The sequence below is a fragment of the Kitasatospora sp. NPDC001225 genome (assembly GCF_053597855.1).
Genome location: NZ_JBSFJC010000063.1, coordinates 21459 through 43933 on the forward strand (window position 1 = coordinate 21459; position 22475 = coordinate 43933).

General features: G+C 71.4%; 19 protein-coding genes. 11 read left to right on the plus strand and 8 right to left on the minus strand.

What is annotated here, in order from left to right; all coding sequences use genetic code 11:
• Positions 1 to 9: 9 nt before the first annotated feature.
• From ACWDCZ_RS22000 to ACWDCZ_RS22020, 5 genes are all read right to left on the minus strand, one after another.
• Positions 10 to 261, minus strand: a complete 252-nt coding sequence (locus tag ACWDCZ_RS22000) for an acyl carrier protein (RefSeq protein ID WP_049651481.1) — start codon at positions 259 to 261, stop codon at positions 10 to 12.
• Between the two features lie 3 nt (positions 262 to 264).
• Positions 265 to 1101 (minus strand): ACP S-malonyltransferase, encoded by an 837-nt coding sequence (locus ACWDCZ_RS22005; protein ID WP_241852886.1) that lies wholly within the window; start codon positions 1099 to 1101, stop codon positions 265 to 267.
• A 74-nt stretch (positions 1102 to 1175) separates the two neighbouring features.
• Positions 1176 to 2090, minus strand: a complete 915-nt coding sequence (locus ACWDCZ_RS22010; RefSeq protein WP_416874947.1) for a LysR family transcriptional regulator — start codon at positions 2088 to 2090, stop codon at positions 1176 to 1178.
• A gap of 599 nt (positions 2091 to 2689) precedes the next feature.
• Positions 2690 to 4222 carry an MFS transporter gene (locus tag ACWDCZ_RS22015; protein WP_049651484.1) on the minus strand — a complete coding sequence of 511 codons (1533 nt, stop codon included), beginning with the start codon at positions 4220 to 4222 and terminating at the stop codon, positions 2690 to 2692.
• A 182-nt stretch (positions 4223 to 4404) separates the two neighbouring features.
• A complete protein-coding gene (locus ACWDCZ_RS22020; protein ID WP_049651485.1) occupies positions 4405 to 5082 on the minus strand; it encodes a TetR/AcrR family transcriptional regulator in 678 nt (225 codons plus the stop codon).
• A 165-nt stretch (positions 5083 to 5247) separates the two neighbouring features.
• On the opposite strand from ACWDCZ_RS22020, the gene ACWDCZ_RS22025 reads away from it, so the two are divergent.
• Both ACWDCZ_RS22025 and ACWDCZ_RS22030 read left to right on the plus strand, forming a co-directional pair.
• Positions 5248 to 5838, plus strand: coding sequence for a Uma2 family endonuclease (locus ACWDCZ_RS22025; RefSeq protein ID WP_049651486.1), 591 nt, complete (start codon positions 5248 to 5250; stop codon positions 5836 to 5838).
• Positions 5839 to 5960: 122 nt separating this feature from the next.
• Positions 5961 to 6749, plus strand: a complete 789-nt coding sequence (locus tag ACWDCZ_RS22030) for a VOC family protein (protein WP_049651487.1) — start codon at positions 5961 to 5963, stop codon at positions 6747 to 6749.
• Positions 6750 to 6820: 71 nt separating this feature from the next.
• On the opposite strand, the gene ACWDCZ_RS22035 is transcribed toward ACWDCZ_RS22030, so the two are convergent.
• Positions 6821 to 7279: a hemerythrin domain-containing protein gene (locus tag ACWDCZ_RS22035; protein ID WP_074002297.1), complete on the minus strand. Its 459-nt coding sequence runs from the start codon at positions 7277 to 7279 to the stop codon at positions 6821 to 6823.
• Between the two features lie 127 nt (positions 7280 to 7406).
• Positions 7407 to 8003, minus strand: a complete 597-nt coding sequence (locus ACWDCZ_RS22040) for a TIGR03086 family metal-binding protein (RefSeq protein ID WP_449816735.1) — start codon at positions 8001 to 8003, stop codon at positions 7407 to 7409.
• 211 nt (positions 8004 to 8214) lie between these two features.
• Between ACWDCZ_RS22040 and ACWDCZ_RS22045 the strand changes: the two genes are divergently transcribed.
• From ACWDCZ_RS22045 to ACWDCZ_RS22055, 3 genes are all read left to right on the plus strand, one after another.
• Positions 8215 to 8784, plus strand: coding sequence for a DoxX family protein (locus tag ACWDCZ_RS22045; RefSeq protein ID WP_049651490.1), 570 nt, complete (start codon positions 8215 to 8217; stop codon positions 8782 to 8784).
• A gap of 296 nt (positions 8785 to 9080) precedes the next feature.
• Positions 9081 to 11399 (plus strand): M9 family metallopeptidase, encoded by a 2319-nt coding sequence (locus ACWDCZ_RS22050; RefSeq protein ID WP_449816736.1) that lies wholly within the window; start codon positions 9081 to 9083, stop codon positions 11397 to 11399.
• A 291-nt stretch (positions 11400 to 11690) separates the two neighbouring features.
• Positions 11691 to 13997: a collagenase gene (locus tag ACWDCZ_RS22055; RefSeq protein ID WP_449816737.1), complete on the plus strand. Its 2307-nt coding sequence runs from the start codon at positions 11691 to 11693 to the stop codon at positions 13995 to 13997.
• A gap of 86 nt (positions 13998 to 14083) precedes the next feature.
• Here the strand turns inward: ACWDCZ_RS22055 and ACWDCZ_RS22060 are convergent, their stop codons facing one another.
• Positions 14084 to 14845 (minus strand): PP2C family protein-serine/threonine phosphatase, encoded by a 762-nt coding sequence (locus ACWDCZ_RS22060; protein WP_380739782.1) that lies wholly within the window; start codon positions 14843 to 14845, stop codon positions 14084 to 14086.
• Positions 14846 to 15011: 166 nt separating this feature from the next.
• On the opposite strand from ACWDCZ_RS22060, the gene ACWDCZ_RS22065 reads away from it, so the two are divergent.
• The 6 genes from ACWDCZ_RS22065 to ACWDCZ_RS22090 all read left to right on the plus strand — a co-directional run bounded on the left by ACWDCZ_RS22065 (position 15012) and on the right by ACWDCZ_RS22090 (position 22294).
• On the plus strand, positions 15012 to 16118 hold the full coding sequence (locus ACWDCZ_RS22065) for an LLM class flavin-dependent oxidoreductase (protein ID WP_449816738.1): 1107 nt from the start codon (positions 15012 to 15014) through the stop codon (positions 16116 to 16118).
• Complete coding sequence (locus ACWDCZ_RS22070; RefSeq protein ID WP_074002300.1) at positions 16115 to 16738, plus strand: FMN reductase; 624 nt, start codon at positions 16115 to 16117, stop codon at positions 16736 to 16738. The genes ACWDCZ_RS22065 and ACWDCZ_RS22070 overlap by 4 nt, the downstream gene beginning before the upstream one ends.
• Before the next feature lie 239 nt (positions 16739 to 16977).
• Positions 16978 to 18651 (plus strand): aspartate-alanine antiporter, encoded by a 1674-nt coding sequence (aspT, locus tag ACWDCZ_RS22075; RefSeq protein ID WP_449816739.1) that lies wholly within the window; start codon positions 16978 to 16980, stop codon positions 18649 to 18651.
• Positions 18652 to 18783: 132 nt separating this feature from the next.
• The gene (locus ACWDCZ_RS22080) at positions 18784 to 20439 is read left to right on the plus strand and encodes a bifunctional aspartate transaminase/aspartate 4-decarboxylase (protein ID WP_049652684.1); all 1656 of its coding nucleotides are present in this window, start codon (positions 18784 to 18786) and stop codon (positions 20437 to 20439) included.
• A 32-nt stretch (positions 20440 to 20471) separates the two neighbouring features.
• Positions 20472 to 21482, plus strand: a complete 1011-nt coding sequence (locus tag ACWDCZ_RS22085; RefSeq protein WP_449816740.1) for a Dyp-type peroxidase — start codon at positions 20472 to 20474, stop codon at positions 21480 to 21482.
• A gap of 14 nt (positions 21483 to 21496) precedes the next feature.
• On the plus strand, positions 21497 to 22294 hold the full coding sequence (locus tag ACWDCZ_RS22090; protein ID WP_375875189.1) for a family 1 encapsulin nanocompartment shell protein: 798 nt from the start codon (positions 21497 to 21499) through the stop codon (positions 22292 to 22294).
• Positions 22295 to 22475: the final 181 nt, after the last annotated feature.

The window sequence follows — 22475 nt, forward strand, 5'->3', positions numbered from 1 at the left end:
GCAGTCCCCCTATTCCCCGGCGAGCTTCTTCTGGACGAATTCATCGATCGCGTTGAGCGATACGAGGACGTTCATGAGGATCTCGTCGCCGTCGAGGGCCAGCGAGAACTCGGACTCCAGGAAGCGCATCATCCTGACGTAGCCGAAGGAGTCGATGACCCCGGCCTTGAACAGGTCGGTGTCCGGGGTGGTCTCATCGTCGAACTCGAAGAGGAAGCGCTCCTCCAGGTACGTCCGGATCGTGTCCGTCGTCGATTCCATCGTTCAGGCTCCAGACGTGATTTTGTCGACCATGCGGGTGAGGGAGGTGCCCCCGATCTCGGTGAACTCCACGTCGTCGTCCCGGTCGAGGAGACTTCGTACGCAGTCGGTCCAGCGCACCGGGGCGACGAGCTGTTCGGCCAGCAGCCGGGCGGTCTCCTCCGGCCGGTGCGGCCGGGCGGTGACATTGGAGACGACCGGGGTGCGGGGTGCGGCGAATGCGAAGCCGGTGAGGAATTCCGCGAAGCGCACGCGGGCCGGCTCCATGTAGCGGGAGTGGAAGGGCGCGCTCACCCTCAGGCGGGCGACCCGGATCCCGTTCTCCTCGAGGCATTCGACCGCGGCGGCCAGCACGGGGGGAGTGGCCGCGATGACGAGTTGTGACGGGGTGTTCAGGCCGGCGATGTCGACGCCGTCGATCCCGTGGTCGGCGAGGAGCTCCAGCAGCCGTTCCTCGGGGGTGTCCAGGACGGCGGCCATGCCCCCGTCGGAGGCCGCGGCCATGAGCTCGCCGCGCTTGGCGACCAGCCGGAGCCCGGTCTCGAAGTCGAACACCCCGGCGGCCAGCAGGGCGTTGTACTCGCCGAGGCTGTGCCCCAGGTAGACGTCCGCCGGGCGGTCCTCCCGGTGGGTGCGCTCGAAACCGTGCAGGGCGTTGACGACGAAGATCGCCGGCTGGGTGTACTCGGTCCGGCCGAGCAGGCCGTCCGGGTCCTTGGTGCACAGGGTGGCGAGGTCGTACCCCAGCAGGTCGGAGGCGAATCCGACCAGTCCTGGGTAGCGTTCGAGGACCTCGGCGCCCATTCCCTTGTGCTGGCTGCCCTGGCCGGCGAAGAGCATGGCGAACACGGCATTCCTCCGACGGGTGTCGCGGGGATGAGGGGGTGTGGCGAGAAGGGGGCGCGCGCCCGGTCTCACAGACGGCAGGTCGGGACGACCGACCTGAGCACGTTCAGGACCGCGCGGCCGCGCCGGTCGAGGGCGAGGCCGGGGGCGGCGGCCACGCCGAGCGACGCGGTCGGCGCGTCCCCGGCGAGTTCGACCGAGCGGATCCGGCCGCCGTCCAGCGTCGTGGCCCGGTGGGCGCGCTGGTGGACGAGGGCGAACCCGCACCCGGCGGCCACCAGGCCGCGGACGGTCTCCGGCCCGGTGGCGGTGACCACCGGTGGCAGCGGGACGCCGACGTCGGCGAAGAACTTCTCGAAGTGGAGCAGCAGCGGCGGGTCGTCGAGGGCGACGAACGGCCGCTCGGCGAGCTCGGCCAGGCGGACGGGGTCGGCCCGGCCGCACGGGTCCTCGTCCGCGACGAGCGCCCGCATGGGCAGCTCGGCCAGCGGGACGAACCGGGAGCCGCCGCTCAGGAAGTCGTAGGTGACGGCCAGTTCGCACTGCCCGTCCCGGAGCAGGGCCAGCAGCCGGTCGGCCGGTTCCTCCCGGGTGGTCAGCCGCAGGCCCGCGTGGCGTTCCGCGGTGATCCGATGGGTCTGGGGGAGCAGGAACGGGGCGACCGGGGTGAGGAACCCGACGCCGAGCCGGCCTTCGATGCCGCCGGCCAGCGCGTCCCCCTGCTCCTGGAGGCTCCTGGCCTGTCCCAGCAGCGCGCGGGCGCCGAGGAGCAGGTCCCGCCCGTTCGGGGTGAGGGTGACCCCGCGGGCGTGGTGGCGCAGCAGCAGCTGCACGCCGAGTTGGCGTTCCAGCCGCATGATGGCCGAGGAGACGGTCGATTGCGAGGCTCTGAGCTTCTCGGCCGCTTCCGAGATGTTTCCGAGTTCGGCCGATTCCACGAAATAGCGCAACTGCGTGAGGCTGAAGTCCAGGCGGTCGGTCATTCTTCACGTCCGGAGTGATTTCTCGGTCGGTCGGATCGTGTGGGCGCGGTTCGCGCGCGTTCCGGCCGCTTCAGGTCCGGTGCGCGTTCCGGGGCGATCGTCTGGGCGTACGCGGCGCGGTTCCGGCGCCGGGACAGTGGAACCGTGGCAGGCGGTACCGGTCGTACGTGTGCGATGGCGACATGGCGGGGCTCTTCTCTGGCTTCGGGAGCGAGGAGAACACTGTCGAGCGGGTATCGCGAAACACTGTGTGTCATGCGCGTGTCAAGAAAGTAAAAAGCGCAGGCCGGAGGGTCGTGGCCAGGAGTGTGCAGGAAGGTTCAAGGGTGCACACGGAACGAAGCGCTTCGCTCACCTTAGGCGACAGGTTGACCGTGGAACAAGGTCGCCCTGGGGCCGGGATGTGAGGAACTCGCGGGCGTATCCGGTGGGCCGGATTCCGCGGGCCGGACCGTACGGGGGCGTCCGAGGCCGGACCGTCCGGGACCGTCCGGGGTCGGATCGTCCCGGGGTGTCCCGGGCGGAAACGGCGAGCGGCCCGCCCGGTGTCGTGGAGGACACCGGACGGGCCGCGTACGCACCCGAGCAACCCCTGCGCGTCAGTGCACCAGCACCGGCACGTCGTTCTCGGCGGCCGAGCCCGCGTCCGAGCCCGTCGAGGCACCCGGCCGGCCGGCGTTGATGAAGGTGAAGGCGACCACGCCGGCCGCCACCAGGATCCCGAAGGACACCCAGATCGCGGTCGAGAAGCCGTGCACCATGCCCTGGAACTGCAGCACCTTGGCGGCCTCCGGCGAGGCGGCGGCCGCGGCGGTGGCGTGCGAGGCCAGCCAGCCGGTGGTCGCGCTGGCCGCGATGGTGTTCAGCAGCGCGGTGCCGATGGCGCCGCCGACCTGCTGCGAGGTGTTGACCATCGCCGAGGCCACACCCGCGTCGCGCGGCTGGACGCCGTGCGTGGCGAGGCTCATGGCCGGCATGAACGCGGTGCCCATGCCGAGGCCCATCAGGACCAGGCCCGGCAGGATCAGCGCCGGGTAGGAGGTGTCCAGGCTGATGTGGGTCAGCAGGAACATGCCGGCCGAGGCGACCAGGAAGCCGGGCGCCATCAGGTAGCGGGCCGGGACCCGGGTCATCAGCCGGGCGCCGATCTGGGTCGAGCCGGTGATCATGCCCGCCACCATCGGCAGGAAGGCCACGCCGGTCAGCACCGGGCTGTAGCCGAGCACGATCTGCAGGTAGTAGGTCAGGAAGAGGAACAGACCGAACATGCCGATCACGGCCATGCCCAGCGACAGGTACACCCCGCCGCGGTTGCGGTCGAGCACCACGCGCAGCGGCAGCAGCGGGGCCTTGACCCGGAGCTCCACCAGCACGAAGGCGGCCAGCAGCACGGCGGCCGCGACGAACAGGCCGATGGTGGTGCCGGACGACCAGCCGTCCGACTCGGCGCGGGTGAAGCCGTAGACCAGCGAGACCAGGCCGGTGGTCACCAGCAGAACGCCGGGGACGTCCAGCCGGTTGCGGTTGCGGCCCTCGGCGGGCTCGCGGATCACCATCACGGCGCCGACGGCGGCCACGATGGCGAACGGGATGTTGACGAAGAAGGTCCAGCGCCAGTTCATGTACTCGGTGAGCAGGCCGCCGAGGATCAGACCGATGGCGCCACCGCCACCGGCGATCGCACCGTAGATGCCGAAGGCCTTGGCGCGCTCCTTGGCCTCGGTGAAGGTCACCGCGAGCAGCGACAGCGCGGCCGGCGCGAGCAGCGCGCCGAACACGCCCTGGAGTGCGCGGGCGCCCAGCAGCATCGCGGTGTTGGCCGCGGCGCCGCCGAGCGCGGAGGCCAGGGCGAAGCCGGTCAGGCCGACGATGAACGTCCGCTTGCGGCCCCAGAGGTCCGCGATCCGGCCGCCGAACAGCAGCAGCCCGCCGAAGGCCAGCGCGTAGGCGGTGATCACCCACTGGCGGTTGCCGTCGGAGATGCCCAGGTCCCGCTGTGCGGACGGCAGGGCGATGTTCACGATGGTCGCGTCGAGGACGACCATCAGCTGGGCGAGGCCGATGAATATCAGCGCCTTCCAGCGCCGGGGATCGGGCAGCGTCGCCGGTCGGGCGGCGTCGGTTCGAGACATGGGGGTACTCACTTCACGGTGCGTGTGGTGTGCGTGAACGGTCGGGTGCCGTGCTGCGGGCACGGCGGGTCGCCGCACCGGGAGGGTGCGGTGGCAGGGCGCGCCGGGGCACGGCGGCGCGCGCCCGGACGGCAGGTACTGGTCGGGCCCCTACAGGCAGGGGGTCGGTACTGGTGGGTCGGTCAGTTCTGGGGCTGGAAGTCCTCGAAGGTCGCGGCCCGGCCGGGCAGCACCGAAGGAGCCGGTGCGCGCAGGCCGTCCAGGAAGATCTGCAGGTGCCGGTGGACGAAGTCGTCGAGCAGTCGGCAGGCGGTGTTCGGCAGTGGCCGGGTCAGCTGGCTCATCGCGATGAACAGGTCACCGTGGTCGACGTCCGACCGCAGCTCGCCCGCGGCCCGGGCGCGCTCCATCAGCCCGCCCACGGCGGCCTGCAGGCGCTCCCGGATCTCGGTCAACTCCGGGTCGTACAGGTCGACATGGTTGCTGAACAGGGTGCACAGACCGCCGACCTTCTCCCCGACGGACGCGTGCGCGAACCGCTGGAGGGCGTCGAACGGCCCACTGCCGTCAGGGGCGTCCGCCTCTGCCGTCGCCGTCTCGGCGAGGGCCAGGATGCGGTTCTTGACGAGCACCGCCACCTCGCGGATCAGCGCCACCCGGTCCGGGAAGTTCCGGTACAGCGTGGCATTGCCGACCCCCGCCCGCTTCGCGATCTCGTCCAGCGGCGCGTCCGCACCGTACTCGACGAACGCCTCCCGGGCCGCCAGCACGATCCGCTCCCGGTTCCGGCTCGCGTCCGCACGCAACTTCGGCGTACGTGCGCTCCCCGCGGGACGGACCGACTCGGCGGTGGTGGTCACGACGACTGCTCCTCATCAGGATACCGGGGAAAATCTCCCCGCTTCTTCCAACGTACTCGGAAACGGGGAATCCGTCCCCGGAATTTCCCCTCGCCATGTGACCTGCGTCACATAACCCCCCTGCTCGCGGGTAGGGATGTCACACCCCGGCGCTACGGTCGCGGTATGTGCACGGCTCCTGACGCACCGCGCCGATCGCAGATGCGGCCCGAAGAGTTCGAGGAACTCGCGCGCCTGGCTTTCCGGGCGCTCGAGGGCCTCCAGTTGGAGTTCCTCGGCGGGCGACTGGGAGTGAAACCGAGGTCGGGCGGCAACCACGGCTGTGTGATCGAGTGGCTGGTGCGGAGCTGCTTCCAGGCGCGGCCGGAGCTGTGGCTGCACAGCCATGGCCTGAGGATGCGGGGAACCGACGGCGGACGGGTCCATCCCGATGGGACTCTGGCCCCCGCCGAGGCCTTCGTCGGGCAGGGGGAGTGGGTCGATGCGGATCGCGTGCTGATGGTGGTCGAAGTGACCGATGCGGACGTCGACGCCGATCGGCGCGCCCGGGTCGAGAAGCCCCGCGCCTACGCCGAGGCCGGCATCCCCGTCTACCTGCTGATCGACCGGGACTCCGCGGAGATCATCGTCCACAGTCAGCCCGACGGCGTCCGCTACGAGACCGTTCACACCCTGCCGTTCGGCAAGGCCGTCCGCCTCCCCGACCCGGTGGGCATCTCCCTGGACACCGAGCCCCTCAAGAACTGGGTGCGCTGATCCCGGGCATGGCTTCCCCGGGGCGGTGAGGGTGGCGCCCTAGGCTGTGGGCGTCCCGGGCGGCCGGTGGGCCGTGGGAGTCGGGAGGGGCCCGGCGGCCGGGTGGGCGGAGGAGGTTCGCGATGGGCAGCGGTGAGACGGTCGCCCGGGTGCGCTGTGTGGCGGCCGTGCCGTGCTGGGTGAGCCTGATGGCCCCGGACCTGGAGGACGCGAAGACGTTCTACGGCCCGCTGCTCGGCTGGGAGTTCGAGCCCGGGCCGGACCGCTTCGGCCCGTACGTGCACGCGGTGACCGGCGGGGAGGCGGTGGCCGGGCTGGGCGTCGCCGGTGTCGGGGCGGTTCCGCTCGCGTGGACCAGCTACTTCGGGACGGAGAGCGCCGACGCCGCCGCCGACGCGGTGCGGGAGCGCGGCGCGACCCTGGCGGTCGGCCCGCTGGCCTTCGACGCCGGACGGGTGGCCTTCGCGGCGGACCCGGCGGGCGCGGTGTTCGGCATCTGGGAGGGCCCGCTGGGCCGGGCCCGGAAGCTGGACCTGCCCGGGGCGCCGGTCTGGATCGAGCTGCGCACCCCGGACCCGTTCGCGGCGGCGCTGTTCTACGGTGAGGTGTTCCGCTGGGACGGCCGCGACCCGGAGCGCTTCGACGTCCGCTGGGAGCACGACCGGGTGGTGCTGCGCGCCGAGGGGCACAGTGTCGCGGCGCTGGCCAAGGAGCAGGCCGGCGGCCCGGCCGGGATGCCGCCGCACTGGGAGGTGTCCTTCGCCGTCCCGGACACGGACCGGGCGGTGGCCCGGGCCGCGGAGCTGGGCGGCGGGGCGCTCGGGCCGGCCTTCGACTCCCCGTACGGGCGGGTGGCCCGGCTGCGGGACCGCGAGGGCGCCCGGTTCGCGGTGATCAGCCCGAAGCATTGATCCGGCCCGGAGGAATGATCCGGCCTGAAGGAATGAGCGGGCTCGGAGGGACGGGCCGGCGGGAGCGCTGATCAGTCCGGGGCGTCCAGTTCGGCCCGCTCCGCCCGCAGCCGGTCGCCCAGCGCGGTGCGGGCGGCCGCGGGCAGGGCCTTGCGGGCGGCCGGGAACAGCTGCTCCTCCTCCCCGCGCAGGTGCCGCCGCAGGGTTTCGGCGAGGCCGCGCAGCAGGGTGTCGAAGGCCGGTTCGGCCGGTCCGAGCCCCTGGAGGTCGGCGAGGTACTGCCCGATCGCCAGGTGGTCGTGGATGCTGCGGAAGACCAGGGCCCCGCCGTCGGGCACGTCGTGCTGGACCACCGGGAAGAGGTGTTCCTCCTCGGCGGCGCAGTGGGTGAAGAGGAGGTCGGTCAGCCGGGCCACCAGCTCGCCGCGTCCGGGGTCGCCGGCCGGTGCGGCCTCGATCCGGTCGAGCAGTTCGGTGACCGCCCGGTGGTCGGCGGTGAACTCGCCGAGGATGTCAGGCCTGCGGCTCATGGCCCGCCCGCCTCTCGCACGGAAGACTTCCCCCGCTGTCTTCCAGTATCCGGCGCCGGGCCGCCCGCCCGGAGGCACGCGCCGCTCACCCCCCCCGTCGCGCCCGCTTACCCTCCGTCGGTCCCGCTCACCCCCCGTCCCGCCGCCCGGTGAGGGCGAGCAGCCGGGTCTGCGGGTCGGCGTCCTCGGGCACCGGCAGCGGCGGGTCGAAGAGCCCGCTGCCGGAGAGGTCCCCGTACCCGGCGAACTCGCCGAGCGCGAACCCGACGAGCCCGTCGGGGAGCCGGGTGTGCCGTCCGATGCCCTCGGCGAGGTCCCAGGAGTGGATCACCAGGTCGGTGGTGAGCTGGTCCAGGTAGTACTGCCCCGAGGTGTCCCCGAAGGAGAGGTGGACGGTCAGCTCGGTGGCGCCGGGGACGGCCCAGGCCTCCCGGGCGGCCGCGGCGGCGTCGGTCCAGGCGGTGACGGGGTCGTCGCCGAGCACGTCGCCGTCGAAGCGCTCGCCGACCTCGCCGACGGTGGCGCCCATCAGCAGCTCGGGCACCCAGAGCTGTTCGCCGGTGAGGTGGTTGACGAGGTCGCGGACGGACCAGTCGCTGCACGGGGTGGGGGAGTCCCACTGTTCGGGGGTGATCAGTCGGACGCGCTCGCCGAAGGCGTCCAGCGCCTCGGGGTACGGGGTGCCGGTCCGGGGCTCCCGTCGGTGTTGCCTGTGGTGGGCCATGTCTCCACCCTCTCCGGCCGGGGCGGGGCCCGCGAGTCGCCGACGGCCCGTCAGTTGTTCAAATTCGAACTTCGGGGTACGGTCGGTGAAGCGGCGGTTCAAATTTGAACAATGGCGCCGGGTGACGATCCCTGCCTGCCGCACCACCACAACCCTTGACCGTGTCCGGCCGCGCCGGACGACGACCGAACCCCGATCGATGGAGACGCGCATGCCGAGCAGCAGCCCGAGCACGACCGCCGCCACCACCACCGTCAGCCCGACCCGGGACACCGCCGGGTCCGCGACGACCTCCCCGCACGCCTATGACGCCGGACTCCTGCTCCTGCGCCTGGCCCTCGGCCTGACCATGGCCGCGCACGGCAGCCAGAAGCTGTTCGGCTGGTTCGGCGGCGGCGGGATCGACGGCACCGGTCAGTTCTTCACCATGAGCGGCTACCCGGCCGGCAACGCCATGGCCGTGGTGGCCGGTCTCACCGAGACGCTGGGCGGACTCGCCCTCGCCGTCGGCCTGCTGACCCCGCTGGCGGGCGCCGCGATCGTCGGCACGATGGTCAACGCGATAGCCGTCACCTGGGGCGGCGGCTTCTTCGCCCCGAAGGGCAGCGAGTACGAGCTGCTGCTGACCGCCGGTGCCGCCGCGCTCGCCCTGACCGGCCCCGGCCGCTACGCCGTGGACCGCTTCCTGCCGGTGCTGCGGGCGCACCGCCTGGCGTACGGCGCGGCCGCCGTCGTGGTCGGCCTGGTGACGGCGGGCGTGATCCTGCTGCTCCGCAAGTAGCCGGAATCCGGCGGTAGTCGGTTCCACCGATCCGCGGGCCCGAAGGGCATGGCGACGACGACGTCGCCATGCCCTTCCGCTTTTCCGGATGGGTAGGGCTTGGGTAAAGGCCTTCACAATGATGTGTGATGTGTGCAATATTACATGGCACATCCCCACTGTTTCCACGACGGACCCGCCCCACGGGTCCCGTCGCGGACGGTCCTCGCTCCCCCGTAGGCCGCGCCCCAAATCGCGGCCGATGACGGCCCGGAGGCCCCCACGTGAATGGCCAACGCTTACTGCGAGTCCCGCGGTTGGCACGACTGTTGACGCTCGTCCTGTCCCTGTTCCTGACGGTCGGCCTGTTCGCCCCGCTCAGCCAGGCCGCCCCCGCCGGCCCCACCCCCGGCGGAACCACCCCCGGCGGCACCCCCGCCGGTACGCCCGCCGGCACGGCGCCCGCCCACCTGGCGCCGCCGCCCGCGATCGGCGAGAGCCGCGCCGACACCACCCCGGCGAAGCCGGACGGCCGCAAGCGCCTCAGCCCCGAGGACCTGGTGCCCCAGGCGCCGACGGCCCCGCTCACCGGCCTGCCGACGGCCGGGCAGCCGCAGGCCAAGGCCTTCGGCCTGGACGCGGCCGCCGCCCGGCCCTGCAACGTCGGCGACTTCACCAGCCGGACCGGCAGCGCGCTGGTCCAGCAGATCAAGTCCGTCGACCTCCAGTGCGTCAACTCGCTGTTCAAGATCGGCCGCGGCGACGCCGCCAACGCCTTCCGCGAGTCGCAGATGGTCACCGTGGCGAACGCGGTGCGCGACGCCGCCAACGGCTACCAGGGCAACGACAGCGGCTCGATCGCGGAGCTGATGCTCTACCTGCAGGCCGGCTACTTCACGCAGTTCTACAACCCCGACGTGGTGGGCCCCTACGGCAGCGGCCTGAAGGACGCCTCCCGCGCCGCGCTGGACGCGTTCTTCGCCAACCCCCGCTCGCGGGACGTCACCGCGGACAACGCGAGCCCGCTGGCCCGCGCGGCCACGCTGATCGACAGCATCAAGGACAGCGCCCGCTACCTGCCCGTCGTCAAGCGCCTGCTGTCCGACTACGACAGCGCCACCTGGAACCCGAACGGCATGGTCTACGCGGTGACCCCGGCGCTCACCGCGCTGTTCGCCGGCCACTGGGAGGCCGACTTCCTCCCCGCCGTCAAGGCCGACCCGAGCGTGCTGGACGCCCTGTTCACCTTCATCTCCCGCAACCAGGGCCTGCACGGCGGCACCTACGGGCGGACGGTCTACGAGGCGACCAACGAGCTGACCCGCTTCATGCAGTACCCGGACCTGCTGCCCCGGCTGCGCCCCTACGCGCGGGCCCTGGCCCAGCAGTCCGCCCCGACCGGCCCCACGATGTACCAACGCGGCTCGGTGACGCTCGCGGTGAACTGGTGGGACAAGGGCAACTGCTCGTACTACGGCACCTGTGACGACCCGGCGAAGTTCAAGGCCGCCAACCTGACGGTGAAGCACAGCTGCAGCCCGAGCATCGTCATCCTGGCCCAGGCGCTGGACGCCGCCCAGCTGAACACCGCCTGCACCAGCCTGAACGGCCAGGACGCGTTCTTCCACGCGGTGGCCAAGGACAACGGCCCGGTCAAGGACGACAACAACAAGACGATCGAGGTCGTGGCCTTCCACTCCTCGCTCGACTACCAGGTGCTCGCCGCGGTCATCTACGACATCAACACCAACAACGGCGGCATGTACCTGGAGGGCGACCCGGCGGCGGTCGGCAACCAGCCGCGCTTCCTCTGCTACGAGGCCGAGTGGGCCCGTCCGTCCTTCGAGATCTGGAACCTCAACCACGAGTACACCCACTACCTCGACGGCCGGTTCAACGTGTACGGCGACTACGACGCCGGCCAGGTCCAGCCGATCGACTGGTGGGTCGAGGGCTTCGCGGAGTACGTCTCCTACTCGTACCGCAAGGTCGTCAACGACGGTGCCATCGCGGTCGCTTCGCAGCACGCCTACCGGCTGAGCGAGCTGTTCGACACCGTCTACGCCACCAGCAGCCAGGACCGGGTCTACCGCTGGGGCTACCTGGCCGTGCGCTACATGCTGGAGCAGCACCGCTCGGACCTGGACGCGGTCCTCGCCAAGTACCGCGCCGGTGACTGGAACGGCGCCCGCGCCATCCTGAAGACCACCATCGGCACCCGCTACGACGCCGACTTCGACAGCTGGCTGACCAAGTGCGCCGCCGGCGCCTGCGCCACCGACACGCCGGGCCAGCCGCAGCTGCCGGAGTGCGCGGGCAACGACGTCCGGCTGCTTTCGGCCAACTGCGTGCGCGGCAACGTCGCGGCGACCACCGGCAACTACGCGCACTTCTACCTCCTGGTGCCGGCCGGCACCAAGCAGATCAAGGTCACCAGCAAGGGCGGCACCGGCAACGGCGACCTCTACTACAACCCGACGAGCTGGGCCTACACCAACGCGTACGTCACGCGCTCGGCGGGTCCGGACAACGCGGAGACGCTGACCGTCACCAACCCGCCGGTCGGTGGCTACGTCTTCTTCAGCCTCTACGCCCAGCAGGGCTTCAGCGGGGTGAGTGTCACGAGCGAGATGTGAGCCGACCCCGGCTGACCCCAGACAGGTGACCGCCCCGGGCGGAGCGCTACGGCGCCCCGTCCGGGGCGGGTCTGTTGACGGACCGTCACCACGATCCCTCCGTGAATTCCCCGCAAACTGCGCACAACGCCCCGGGTTCCCAAGGCCATGTGAGATGTGCCATGGTACATGTCACACCCCCCACCGTGCCCGACGGAACCGCTCCCCACGCGGCGCCGTCACCAACGGTCCTCGACACCCCCCACCGGCCGCGCCCCAAATCGCGGCCGACGACGGCCCGGAGGCCCCCACGTGAGTCCTTCACGTCTGCTGCGACTCCCGCAGCTGGCACGATTGCTGACGCTCGTCCTGTCCCTGTTCCTGGCGGTCGGCCTGTTCGCCCCGCAGTCCCAGGCCGCCCCCGCCACCCCCACCCCCGGCGGCTCGCCCGCGCCCGTCCCCACCGGGCCGGCCCCGCAGCCCGCCACCGGCGCAGCCGAACGAGCCGACAGCGGGCAGCAGTTGGCCTCGGTCGACCAGCGCGCCCCGCTCCCGGTCGACACCCGGCCGGCCGAGGTCCGGCCGACCGCCAAGGCCCTCAGCCTCGGCGCGGCGGCCGAACAGGCCTGTACCGTCGGCGACTTCAGCGGCCGGACCGGCAGCGACCTGGTCCAGCACATCAAGAGCGCGGACATCAACTGCATCAACAGCCTGTTCCAGCTCACCGGCGGCGACGCGCGCGGCGCGTTCCGCGAGGAGCAGATGAACACGGTGGCCTACGCGCTGCGCGATGCTTCGGCCAACTACCCCGGTGACAACAGCACTTCGGTCGAGCAGCTGGTGCTCTACCTGCGCGCCGGCTACTTCGTGCAGTGGTACCACAAGGAGGACGTCGGCGAGTACGGCGCCGGCCTCAAGACCGCGATCCAGTCCGGGCTGGACGCCTTCTTCAACAGCGCCCACTCGCGCGACGTCGCCTCGGGCAACGCGCCCATCCTGGGCGAGGCCGTCACCCTGATCGACAGCGCGCAGGAGAACGTCCGCTTCCTGCCGGTGGTCAAGCGGCTGCTGGGCGACTACAAGGCCGACACCTGGAACCCGGCCGGCATGGCCTGGGCGGTCAACCCGGTGTTCACCGTGCTGTTCCGCGGCCACCAGGTGCCCGGCTTCGACGCGGCCGTCGAGGCGGACCCGAGCGTGCTGGACGCGCTGTCCGACTTCGCGACCCGCAACAACGCCCTGCTCGGCGACAGCTTCGGCGTGCTGGTCTACAACGCGACCAAGGAGCTGACCCGCTTCCTGAAGGACACCGCCCTCCAGGCCAAGGTCCGTCCGCTGGCCAAGACGCTGGTCGAGAAGTCGGAGCCGAAGGGCCGCACCGTCTACCAGTGGGCCGCGGTCGCGGAGGCGGTCGACTACTACGACCAGGGCAACTGCTCCTTCTACGGCACCTGTGACAAGTCCGCCCAGCTCAAGGCCGGCGTGCTGACCGTGAAGCACACCTGCAGCCCGAGCATCACGCTGCTCGCCCAGGCGCTGGACGCCACCCAGCTGAACACCGCCTGCACCAGCCTCAACGGCCAGGACGAGTACTTCCACTCGGTGGCCAAGGACAGCGGCCCGGTCAAGGACGACAACAACAAGACGATCGAGGTCGTGGCCTTCCACTCCTCGCTCGACTACCAGGTGCTCGCCGCCGCGATCTACGGCATCGACACCAACAACGGCGGCATGTACCTGGAGGGCGACCCGACCAAGGCCGACAACCAGCCGCGCTTCCTCTGCTACGAGGCCGAGTGGGCCCGTCCGTCCTTCGAGATCTGGAACCTCAACCACGAGTACACCCACTACCTCGACGGCCGGTTCGACATGTACGGCGACTTCGAGGCCGGCATGAAGACCCCGACCGTCTGGTGGGTCGAGGGCTTCGCGGAGTACGTCTCCTACTCGTACCGCAAGGTGAACAACGACGGCGCCATCGCGGCGGCCGCCCGCCACACCTACAAGCTGAGCGACCTCTTCGACACCGGCTACGGCGACCAGGACCGGGTCTACCGCTGGGGCTACCTGGCCGTGCGCTACATGCTGGAGCAGCACCGCTCCGACCTGGACGCGGTCCTCGCCAAGTACCGCACCGGTGACTGGGACGGTGCCCGCACCATCCTGAAGACCACCATCGGCACCCGCTACGACGCCGACTTCGACAGCTGGCTGACCAAGTGCGCGTCCGGCGGCTGCGCCACCGACGGCAGCGGCAACCCGCCCACCACGCCGGGCACCCCGCTGCCCGAGTGCACCGGCACCGACACCCGGCTGCTGGCGGCCAACTGCACCCGCAGCAACGTCGCGGCCACCACGGGCAACTACGCGCACTTCTACCTCCTGGTGCCGGCCGGCACCAAGCAGGTGAAGATCACCACCAGCGGCGGCACCGGCAACGGCGACCTCTACTACAACCCGACGAGCTGGGCCTACACCGACACGAACACCGCGCGGTCGACCGGCCCGGACAACTCCGAGACGCTGACCGTCACGGACCCGCCGGCCGGCGGCTACATCTTCTTCAGTCTCTACGCCCAGCAGGGCTTCAGCGGGGTGAGCGTCACGAGCGAAATGTGAGCCGAGTACGGCGAACGGACAGGTGACCGCCCCGGGCGGAGCGCTACGGCGCCCCGCCCGGGGCGGGTCCGTTCCGTACGGGCGCCCTACGCGCCGACCCGCACCAGCGCCAGGGTGATGTTGTCCGGCCCGCCGGCCTCGATCGCCGCCTTCCACAGCTCGAACGCCGCCCTGCCGTCCGAGCGGTCCGCCCCCTCGAACGACCGCTCCAGCAGCCCGGCCAGCTCCTCCTCGGGCACCGGGTCGGTCAGGCCGTCGCTGCACACCAGGTACCGGTCCCCGGCGGCCAGCGGCACGGCCCGGACGTGCGGCTCGACGAAGGTGAGTCCGAGCGAGCCGCCCAGGGTCTGGGTGACCACCGAGGTGGTGCGCCGTCCGGGCGGCAGCGGCGGGCTGTCGTCCACGCTCACCCGGCGCAGCCCGTCCCCGGTGATCCGGTAGACCCGGCTGTCGCCGACGTTGAAGGCCAGCGCCCACTCGGGCAGCAGCACCAGCCCGGCGACGGTGGTGCCCATCGCGGCGAGCTCCGGCTCCTCGGCGGCGGCCGCGTAGACGGCCCGGTTGCAGGCCAGGAGCTCCTCGCGGACGGCCTCCTCGCCGTCCAGCGCGCCCCCGTCGGCGGCGAGCCGGCGGGCGACCAGGGCGCTGGCCACCTCGCCGCCGGGGTGGCCGCCCAGGCCGTCGGCGACCGCGATCACGCAGGGCGGGCCGAGCGGGAAGAGCAGGGTCTGCGGGTTGGTGGTCACGGTGGCGCAGAGCGTCCACGGCCCGACCGTGAGGCTGTCCTCGTTGTGCTCCCGCACCAGGCCCTCGTGGCTCAGCGCGCTCACCGCGATGTACGGACCCATCGTCCGCCGCCCTTCCGGAGCCTTCCCTGGCCGCCCGCGCCGTCCCTTGCCCACCCGCGCCTTCCATTGTCGTCGCAGGGAACGGGAGGCGACGAGGGGGAATAACGGGCCCCACCCGGATGCTAAGGTGGTTGAAAGTTGGACTACCTGGGATGTGGTGATCAGCATGCAGTTCGGAATCTTCTCCGTCGGCGACGTGACGACCGACCCGACCACCGGCCGCACCCCGACCGAGCACGAGCGGATCAAGGCGATGATCGCCATCGCCCGCAAGGCCGAGGAGGTCGGCCTGGACGTCTTCGCGACCGGCGAGCACCACAACCCGCCGTTCGTCCCGTCCTCGCCGACGACCATGCTCGGCTACATCGCCGCGCAGACCGACCGCATCATCCTCTCCACGTCGACCACGCTGATCACCACCAACGACCCGGTGAAGATCGCCGAGGACTTCGCGATGCTCCAGCACCTGGCCGAGGGCCGGGTGGACGTCATGATGGGCCGCGGCAACACCGGCCCGGTCTACCCGTGGTTCGGCCAGGACATCCGCCAGGGCATCCCGCTCGCGATCGAGAACTACGCGCTGCTGCACCAGCTGTGGCGCGAGGAGGTCGTCGACTGGCAGGGCCGCTTCCGCACCCCGCTCCAGGGCTTCACCTCCACCCCGCGCCCGCTGGACGACGTCCCGCCGTTCGTCTGGCACGGCTCGATCCGCAGCCCCGAGATCGCCGAGCAGGCCGCCTACTACGGTGACGGCTTCTTCGCGAACAACATCTTCTGGCCCAAGGAGCACTTCAAGAAGCTGATCAACCTCTACCGCGAGCGCTTCGCCCACTACGGCCACGGCACGCCCGAGCAGGCGGTCGTCGGCCTCGGCGGACAGGCGTTCATGCGGAAGAACTCCCAGGACGCGGTGCGCGAGTTCCGTCCGTACTTCGACAACGCGCCGGTGTACGGGCACGGGCCCTCGCTGGAGGAGTTCACCGAGCAGACCCCGCTGACCGTGGGCAGCCCGCAGGAGGTCATCGAGAAGACCCTGACCTTCCGCGAGTCCTTCGGCGACTACCAGCGCCAGCTGTTCCTGATGGACCACGCCGGCCTGCCGCTGAAGACGGTGCTGGAGCAGCTGGACCTGCTCGGCGAGGAGGTCGTGCCGGTGCTGCGCGAGGAGTTCGCCAAGGGCCGCCCGGCCGGGGTGCCGGACGGGCCGACCCATGCCGCGCTGGTCGCGGCCAAGGACGAGAAGGACGAGAACGCCGTGGAGGTGGCCAAGTGACCGCGTTCAAGCTGGTGGTGGTGAGTGCCGGGCTGAGCAAGCCGTCCTCGACCCGGCTGCTGGCCGACCGGCTCGCCGACTCGACGGTGCGCCGACTCGCCCTGGAGGGGCGGGAGGCGGAGGTCACCGTGGTCGAACTGCGGGACCTGGCGGTGGAGATCGCCAACAACCTCGTCACCGGCTTCCCCGGCGCCGGGCTGCGCGCGGCGATCGAGGCGGTCACGGAGGCGGACGCCCTGATCGCGGTGACACCGATCTTCACGGCCTCGTACAGCGGCCTGTTCAAGTCCTTCTTCGACGTGGTCGACAACGACGCGCTCACCGGCAAGCCGGTGCTGATCGCCGCCACCGGCGGCACGCCCCGGCACTCGCTCGCCCTGGAGCACGCCGTCCGCCCGCTGTTCAGCTACCTGCGCGCGGTGGTGCTGCCGACGGCCGTCTACGCGGCCACCGACGACTGGGGCGCGGCGGGGGACGGGCTCACCGACGGCCTGCCGCGCCGGATCGACCGGGCGGCCGGCGAGCTGGCGGCCCTGCTGGCCGGGCGGGCCCCGGCGGCGCCGGCGCTGCCCGACCAGGTGGTGCCGTTCGCCGAGCAGCTGGCGGCCCTGCGGGTCTGAGCCGGCCTCGGCCCCCGGTCGAACGGCCCCGTCGGGACAGCCTCCGACGGGGCCGTTCGGCGCGTCCGCTCGGCGGGCCCGTCCGGTGAGCCCGTCCGGCGGGGTCGTCCGCCGATGCCGTTCGGATGCGCGTCGGCCGTGCCGGATTGTCCGCTTTGCGGTGTAATCATTCCCATGATCAGATTAGTGCTGGTCCGTCCCCCGTTCGGCGTCCCCGCACCGCGGCGGGGGCGGCTGCCGTGAGCCTGCTGCGGGAGAACCCCGTCCTCGCGCTGTTCGTCTGCCTGGCGCTCGGCTACCTGCTCGGCAAACTGCGCGTCGGGCCGATCCGACTCGGCGGAATCTGCGGCACGTTGATCGTCGCCATGCTGATCGGCAGCCGGCACGTCAGCGTCAACGCCGATGTCAAGAACGTCGCCTTCGCGCTGTTCATCTTCTCGCTCGGCTACATCGCGGGCCCCCAGTTCTTCGCCAACCTCAACGCCAAGGGCCTGCGCTTCGCGGTGCTCTGCGTCATGGAGGCGGTGCTGGTCGTCGGGATGGCCTACGGCATCGGCAAGGCCTTCGACCTGGACGTCGGCACCGCGGCCGGCATCCTGGCCGGGGCGGCCACCGAGTCGGCCGTGGTCGGCACCGCCCAGGAGGCGATCGCCAACCTCTCCGGCATCAGCGCCGACCAGTCCGCCCAGCTGCAGAACCACGTGGCCGCCGCCTACTCGGTCTGCTACCTCTTCGGACTGGTCTCCATCGTGCTGCTGACCAGCCAGATCTTCCCGCTGGTCATGCGGATCAAGCTGCCCGAAGCCTCCCGGGAACTGTGGGAGGGGCTGCGCGGCGGCAAGGGCGCGCCGGCCGCCGACGAGCAGCCCGCACTGCCCCCGCTGGTCGGCCGTACCTACCTGGTCTCCCAGGGCGAGGGCTCGGCCATCGCCCGGGTCGAGGAGGTCCAGCCCGGCCTGGTCACCGTCGAGGGCGTCCGGCGGGACGGCCGCACCCTCCACCCCGACCGGGACTTCCGGCTGCGCCGCGGCGACCTCGTGCTGCTGGTCGGCCGCCGCGAGGCGGTCATCGACACCGGCCACGAACTGGGCCCGGAGACCTCCGGCGTGCCCGGCCTGGACAGCCCGCTGGTGGTCCGCGACATCGTCCTCACCAACCGGGACTTCGTCGGCCGGACGGCGGGGGAGCTGGCCGAGGAGCAGCCGTCCACGACCTCCGGGATCTACCTGACCGACATCCAGCGGGTCGACCAGCACCTGCCCGCGATCGCCGACACCGAGCTGCACCGCGGCGACACCGTGACCGTCACCGGCGCCCGTTCGGCCGTCGACCGGTTCGCCGCCAAGGCCGGCGTCGGCATCCGCAAGGACGCCATCGACTACATCTACATCAGCCTCGGCATCTGCGTCGGCGTGCTGATCGGCCTGGTCACCGTGCACGCCGGGAACGCCGCGCTCTCGCTCGGCACCGGCGGCGGCTGCCTGGTCTCCGGTCTGGTCTTCGGCTGGCTCCGGGCCCAGCGGCCCACCTTCGGGGCCTATCCGCCGGTCGCCGCGCAGACCGCCAAGGACCTCGGGCTCTCCGTCTTCATCGCGGTCACCGGCCTGGCCGCGGGCCCGGACGCGGCGGCGCTGCTCAAGGACCACCCGGTGCTGCTGCCGCTGTCCGGCATCCTCATGGTCACCGTCCCGGCCGTGCTCTCGCTGTTCGTCGGCCGCAAGCTGCTGAGGATCGAGCCGCCGATCCTGGTCGGCGCCATCGCCGGCCAGCAGTGCAGCACCCCGGCGATCACCGCCGTCACCAACGTCGCGCAGAGCAGCATCCCGATGCTGGGCTACACGATCACCTACACCATCTCCAACTTCCTGCTCCCGCTCACCGGACCGATCCTGGTCGGCATGCTGGGGAGCTGATATGACGGACCGTCACATCATCGCGTCGAGCGCCGGCGCCGCCGCCGTGCGGCGAGGAGGGCCGTCCGGGGCGCCGCCGCCGTCGCCCTGCCGGGCCGAACGCCCGTCTTCCCGAGGAGAGTCGAGAACGCCATGACGAAGCCCACGACCGGCCGCGAGGAGATCCGCCGACTGGCCCGGCTCAGCCCCTTCGAGCTCAAGGCCGAGTTCGTCCGGCTCGCCGAGGCCTACCAGCGCGACGAGCCCGGGCAGAAGGGCAAGTCCACCGCCCACATGCTCAACGCCGGTCGCGGCAACCCGAACTGGGTCTGCACCGGCCCCCGCGAGGCCTGCCTCGCGCTCGGCCACTTCGCGCTGGCGGAGAGCCGCCGGGTCTGGACCGCCGACGACCTCGGCGGCATGCCGGAACGGTCCGGCATCGCCGGCCGCTTCGACGCCTTCGTCCGCGGCCACCCCGGGCTTCCCGGCATCGAGCTGCTCCGGCGCAGCGTCGAACTCGCCGTCGACCGCTTCGGGTTCGAGCGCGAGGCCTTCCTCCACGAGCTCGCCGACGCGAGCATCGGCGACAACTACCCCGTCCCCGACCGGATGCTGGTGCACGCCGAGCGGATCGTCCGCGGCTACCTCCAGGAGGAGCTGATGGACCGGCGGCCCCCGTCGCCGCAGCAGCCCGAGCTGTTCGCCACCGAGGGCGGCACCGCCGCGATGTGCTACGTCTTCGACTCGCTGACGAAGAACGGCCTGCTGCACAAGGGCGACCGGATCGCCCTGATGGTGCCGGTGTTCACCCCGTACATCGAGATCCCCGAACTGGACACCTACGGCTTCGAGGTGGTCCGGATCCAGGCCGACAAGCTGGTCGAGACCGGGGTGCGGGAGTGGCGCTACCCGGCGGACGAGGTCGCCAAGCTGGCCGACCCCGGGATCAGGCTGGTCTGCCTGGTCAACCCGAGCAACCCGCCCTCCCTGGCGCTGTCCCGGCAGGTCACCGACCAGATCAAGCAGATCGTGGCCACCACCAACCCCGACCTGATGATCGTCACCGACGACGTGTACGGCACCTTCGTGGACGGCTTCCGCACCCTGGCCGCCGAACTGCCCCGCAACACCCTGCTCGTCTACTCGTACTCCAAGCACTACGGCGCCACCGGCCACCGCCTCGGGGTGATCGGCCTGGACCGGGACAACGTGATCGACGACCTGATCGCCGCCCTCCCCGCGGAGTGGAAGGAGCGCCTCGCGCGCCGGTACGGCACGCTGAGCCTGGAACCCGGGAAGCTCCGCTTCATCGACCGGCTGGTCGCCGACTCCCGGCAGGTCGCGCTCAACCACACCGCCGGCCTCAGCCTGCCGCAGCAGGCCCAGATGGTGCTCTTCTCGCTGTTCGCGCTGCTGCCCGAGGGCAAGGCGTACAAGGCGCGGGTGCAGGGCATCGTCCGCCGGCGGCTCGACCTGCTGATGGAGGGCTCCGGCATGAAGATCGCGGACGACCCCGGGCGGGCCGGCTACTACGTCGAGCTCGACCTGCTGGCCGAGGCCGAACGGGTCGCGGGCAAGGACTTCGCGACCTTCCTGGAGAAGAACTACGAGCCCACCGAACCGCTGTTCCGGCTCGCCGAGCAGACCGGCGTGGTGCTGCTCAACGGCGGCGGCTTCGACGGGCCCGAATGGTCCGTCCGGGTCTCGCTGGCGAACCTCGACGACCTCGACTACCTGAAGATCGGGCACCACCTCAAGCAGATCTTCGCGGACTACCGCGCCGAGTGGGACGCCTCCCGGGCGTCCTGAGAAAAGCCACGACGACGAGGAGATCCACCACCATGCAGGCCGAATCGCAAGCCGTCCTCTCCCCGCTGACCAGCGCGGCCGTCTTCCTGGTCCTCACCGTCGAACCCGGCCGCGAGGCCGCCGTCCGCGAGCTGCTGCCCGAACTCGCCGGACTGCGCCGCGCGGTCGGCTTCCGGGCCCCCGAGGGCGGCCTCACCTGCGTCACCGGCATCGGCTCCGAGCTCTGGGACCGCCTCTTCACCGGCCCCCGCCCGGCCTCCCTGCACCCCTTCCAGGAGGTCGCCGGCCCCCGCCACCGCGCCCCGGCCACCCCCGGGGACCTGCTGCTGCACCTGCGGGCGGAGCGGATGGACCTCTGCTTCGAACTGGCCGCGCAGCTCACCGGCCGGCTCGCCGGGGCCGCCACCGTCGTCGACTCCGTCCAGGGCTTCAAGTACTTCGAGGACCGCGACCTGCTCGGCTTCGTCGACGGCACCGAGAACCCGGAGGGCCGGGCCGCCGAACGCGCGGCCCTGGTCGGCGCGGAGGACCCGGGGTTCACCGGCGGCAGCTACGTCCTCGTCCAGCGGTACGTGCACGCCATGGACAAGTGGAACGCGCTGAGCGTCGAGCAGCAGGAGGGGGCGGTCGGCCGCACCAAACTCGACGACATCGAACTGTCCGACGACGCCAAACCCGCCGACTCGCACGTGGCACTCACCGTCATCACCGGCCCGGACGGCGAGGAACGGAAGATCGTCCGCTTCAACATGCCGTACGGCACCTTCGGCTCCGCGGACCGAGGCGGCGAGTCCGGCACCTACTTCATCGGCTACGCGGCCGACCCCGGGGTGACCGAGCAGATGCTGCGCAACATGGTCGTCGGCAACCCGCCCGGCACCACCGACCGGCTGCTCGACTTCTCCACCGCCGTCACCGGCGGGCTGTTCTTCGTCCCGACCGCCGACTTCCTCGACTCCCCGCCCCCGGCGCCCTCGGCGGCCCCCGCCTCCCGCCCCGGGGACGGCTCGCTCGGCATCGGCAGCCTCAAGCAGACCCCCTGAACAGGACCCCGCCCATGGACAATCTCCACCGCGACCTCGCCCCGATCTCCGCCGCCGCCTGGGAGGAGATCGAGGAGGAGGCCCGCCAGACCTTCAAGCTCCACATCGCCGGCCGCCGGGTCGTCGACCTCAACGGCCCCGAGGGCGCCACCCTCGCCGCCGTCGGCACCGGCCACCTGACCGCCATCGACCCCCCGACGGACGGCATCCAGGCCCGCGCCCGCACCGCCCAGCCGGTGGTCGAGCTACGCGTCCCCTTCACCGTCCGCCGCGACGCCGTGGACGACGTCGAACGCGGCTCCCGGGACTCCGACTGGCAACCCGTGAAGGACGCGGGCCGCAAGCTCGCCCTGGCCGAGGACCGCGCCGTCTTCGAGGGCTACCGCGCGGCCTCCATCGACGGCATCCGCGCCGCCTCCACCAACCCGCCGGTCCAACTCCCCGAGGACGTCCGCGAATACCCGGAGGCCGTCAGTCGCGCCCTCACCGCCCTCCGCCTGGCCGGAGTCGGCGGCCCCTACTCACTCCTGCTCGGCGCCGCCGCCTTCACCACTGTCAATGAGGCCAGCGACCAAGGTTTCCCGGTCCACAACCACCTCGCCCGCCTCCTGGACGGCGAGATCATCTGGGCCCCGGCCATCGAAGGCGCCTACCTGCTCTCCACCCGAGGCGGCGACTTCGAACTCCACCTCGGCCAGGACGCCTCCGTGGGCTACCTCTCCCACGACGCCGAAACGATTCAGCTCTACCTTCAGGAGACGCTGACGTTCCGCGTGTACACGGGAGAGGCGGCCGTCGTCCTACGCGGCTAGCACCAGAGCGGGCTCGACGTGAAGATCCCGATGGCGATGTGGGCTATGTAGACAAACGTGCTCATGGCGCTCTTGCTTCCTGTCCCGGTTCGGTCGGCAGCGGCCGCTTGTGGCGTAGAGCGTCGCATAGCCAGGCGGGAAGATCCAAATCGTTATCCGAGTATCGAACTCCACTTCGATG

Excerpts from the sequence above, each read along its gene's own strand:
- ACWDCZ_RS22085 (WP_449816740.1), top strand. The coding sequence starts at position 20,472 with ATGCAGGCCGAATCGCAAGCCGTCCTCTCCCCGCTGACCAGCGCGGCC.
- ACWDCZ_RS22035 (WP_074002297.1), bottom strand. The coding sequence starts at position 7,279 with ATGAGCCGCAGGCCTGACATCCTCGGCGAGTTCACCGCCGACCACCGG.
- ACWDCZ_RS22090 (WP_375875189.1), top strand. The coding sequence starts at position 21,497 with ATGGACAATCTCCACCGCGACCTCGCCCCGATCTCCGCCGCCGCCTGG.
- ACWDCZ_RS22025 (WP_049651486.1), top strand. The coding sequence starts at position 5,248 with ATGTGCACGGCTCCTGACGCACCGCGCCGATCGCAGATGCGGCCCGAA.
- ACWDCZ_RS22060 (WP_380739782.1), bottom strand. The coding sequence starts at position 14,845 with ATGGGTCCGTACATCGCGGTGAGCGCGCTGAGCCACGAGGGCCTGGTG.
- ACWDCZ_RS22080 (WP_049652684.1), top strand. The coding sequence starts at position 18,784 with ATGACGAAGCCCACGACCGGCCGCGAGGAGATCCGCCGACTGGCCCGG.
- ACWDCZ_RS22015 (WP_049651484.1), bottom strand. The coding sequence starts at position 4,222 with ATGTCTCGAACCGACGCCGCCCGACCGGCGACGCTGCCCGATCCCCGG.
- ACWDCZ_RS22010 (WP_416874947.1), bottom strand. The coding sequence starts at position 2,090 with ATGACCGACCGCCTGGACTTCAGCCTCACGCAGTTGCGCTATTTCGTG.
- ACWDCZ_RS22005 (WP_241852886.1), bottom strand. The coding sequence starts at position 1,101 with ATGCTCTTCGCCGGCCAGGGCAGCCAGCACAAGGGAATGGGCGCCGAG.
- ACWDCZ_RS22040 (WP_449816735.1), bottom strand. The coding sequence starts at position 8,003 with ATGGCCCACCACAGGCAACACCGACGGGAGCCCCGGACCGGCACCCCG.
- ACWDCZ_RS22045 (WP_049651490.1), top strand. The coding sequence starts at position 8,215 with ATGCCGAGCAGCAGCCCGAGCACGACCGCCGCCACCACCACCGTCAGC.
- ACWDCZ_RS22030 (WP_049651487.1), top strand. The coding sequence starts at position 5,961 with ATGGGCAGCGGTGAGACGGTCGCCCGGGTGCGCTGTGTGGCGGCCGTG.
- ACWDCZ_RS22000 (WP_049651481.1), bottom strand. The coding sequence starts at position 261 with ATGGAATCGACGACGGACACGATCCGGACGTACCTGGAGGAGCGCTTC.
- ACWDCZ_RS22065 (WP_449816738.1), top strand. The coding sequence starts at position 15,012 with ATGCAGTTCGGAATCTTCTCCGTCGGCGACGTGACGACCGACCCGACC.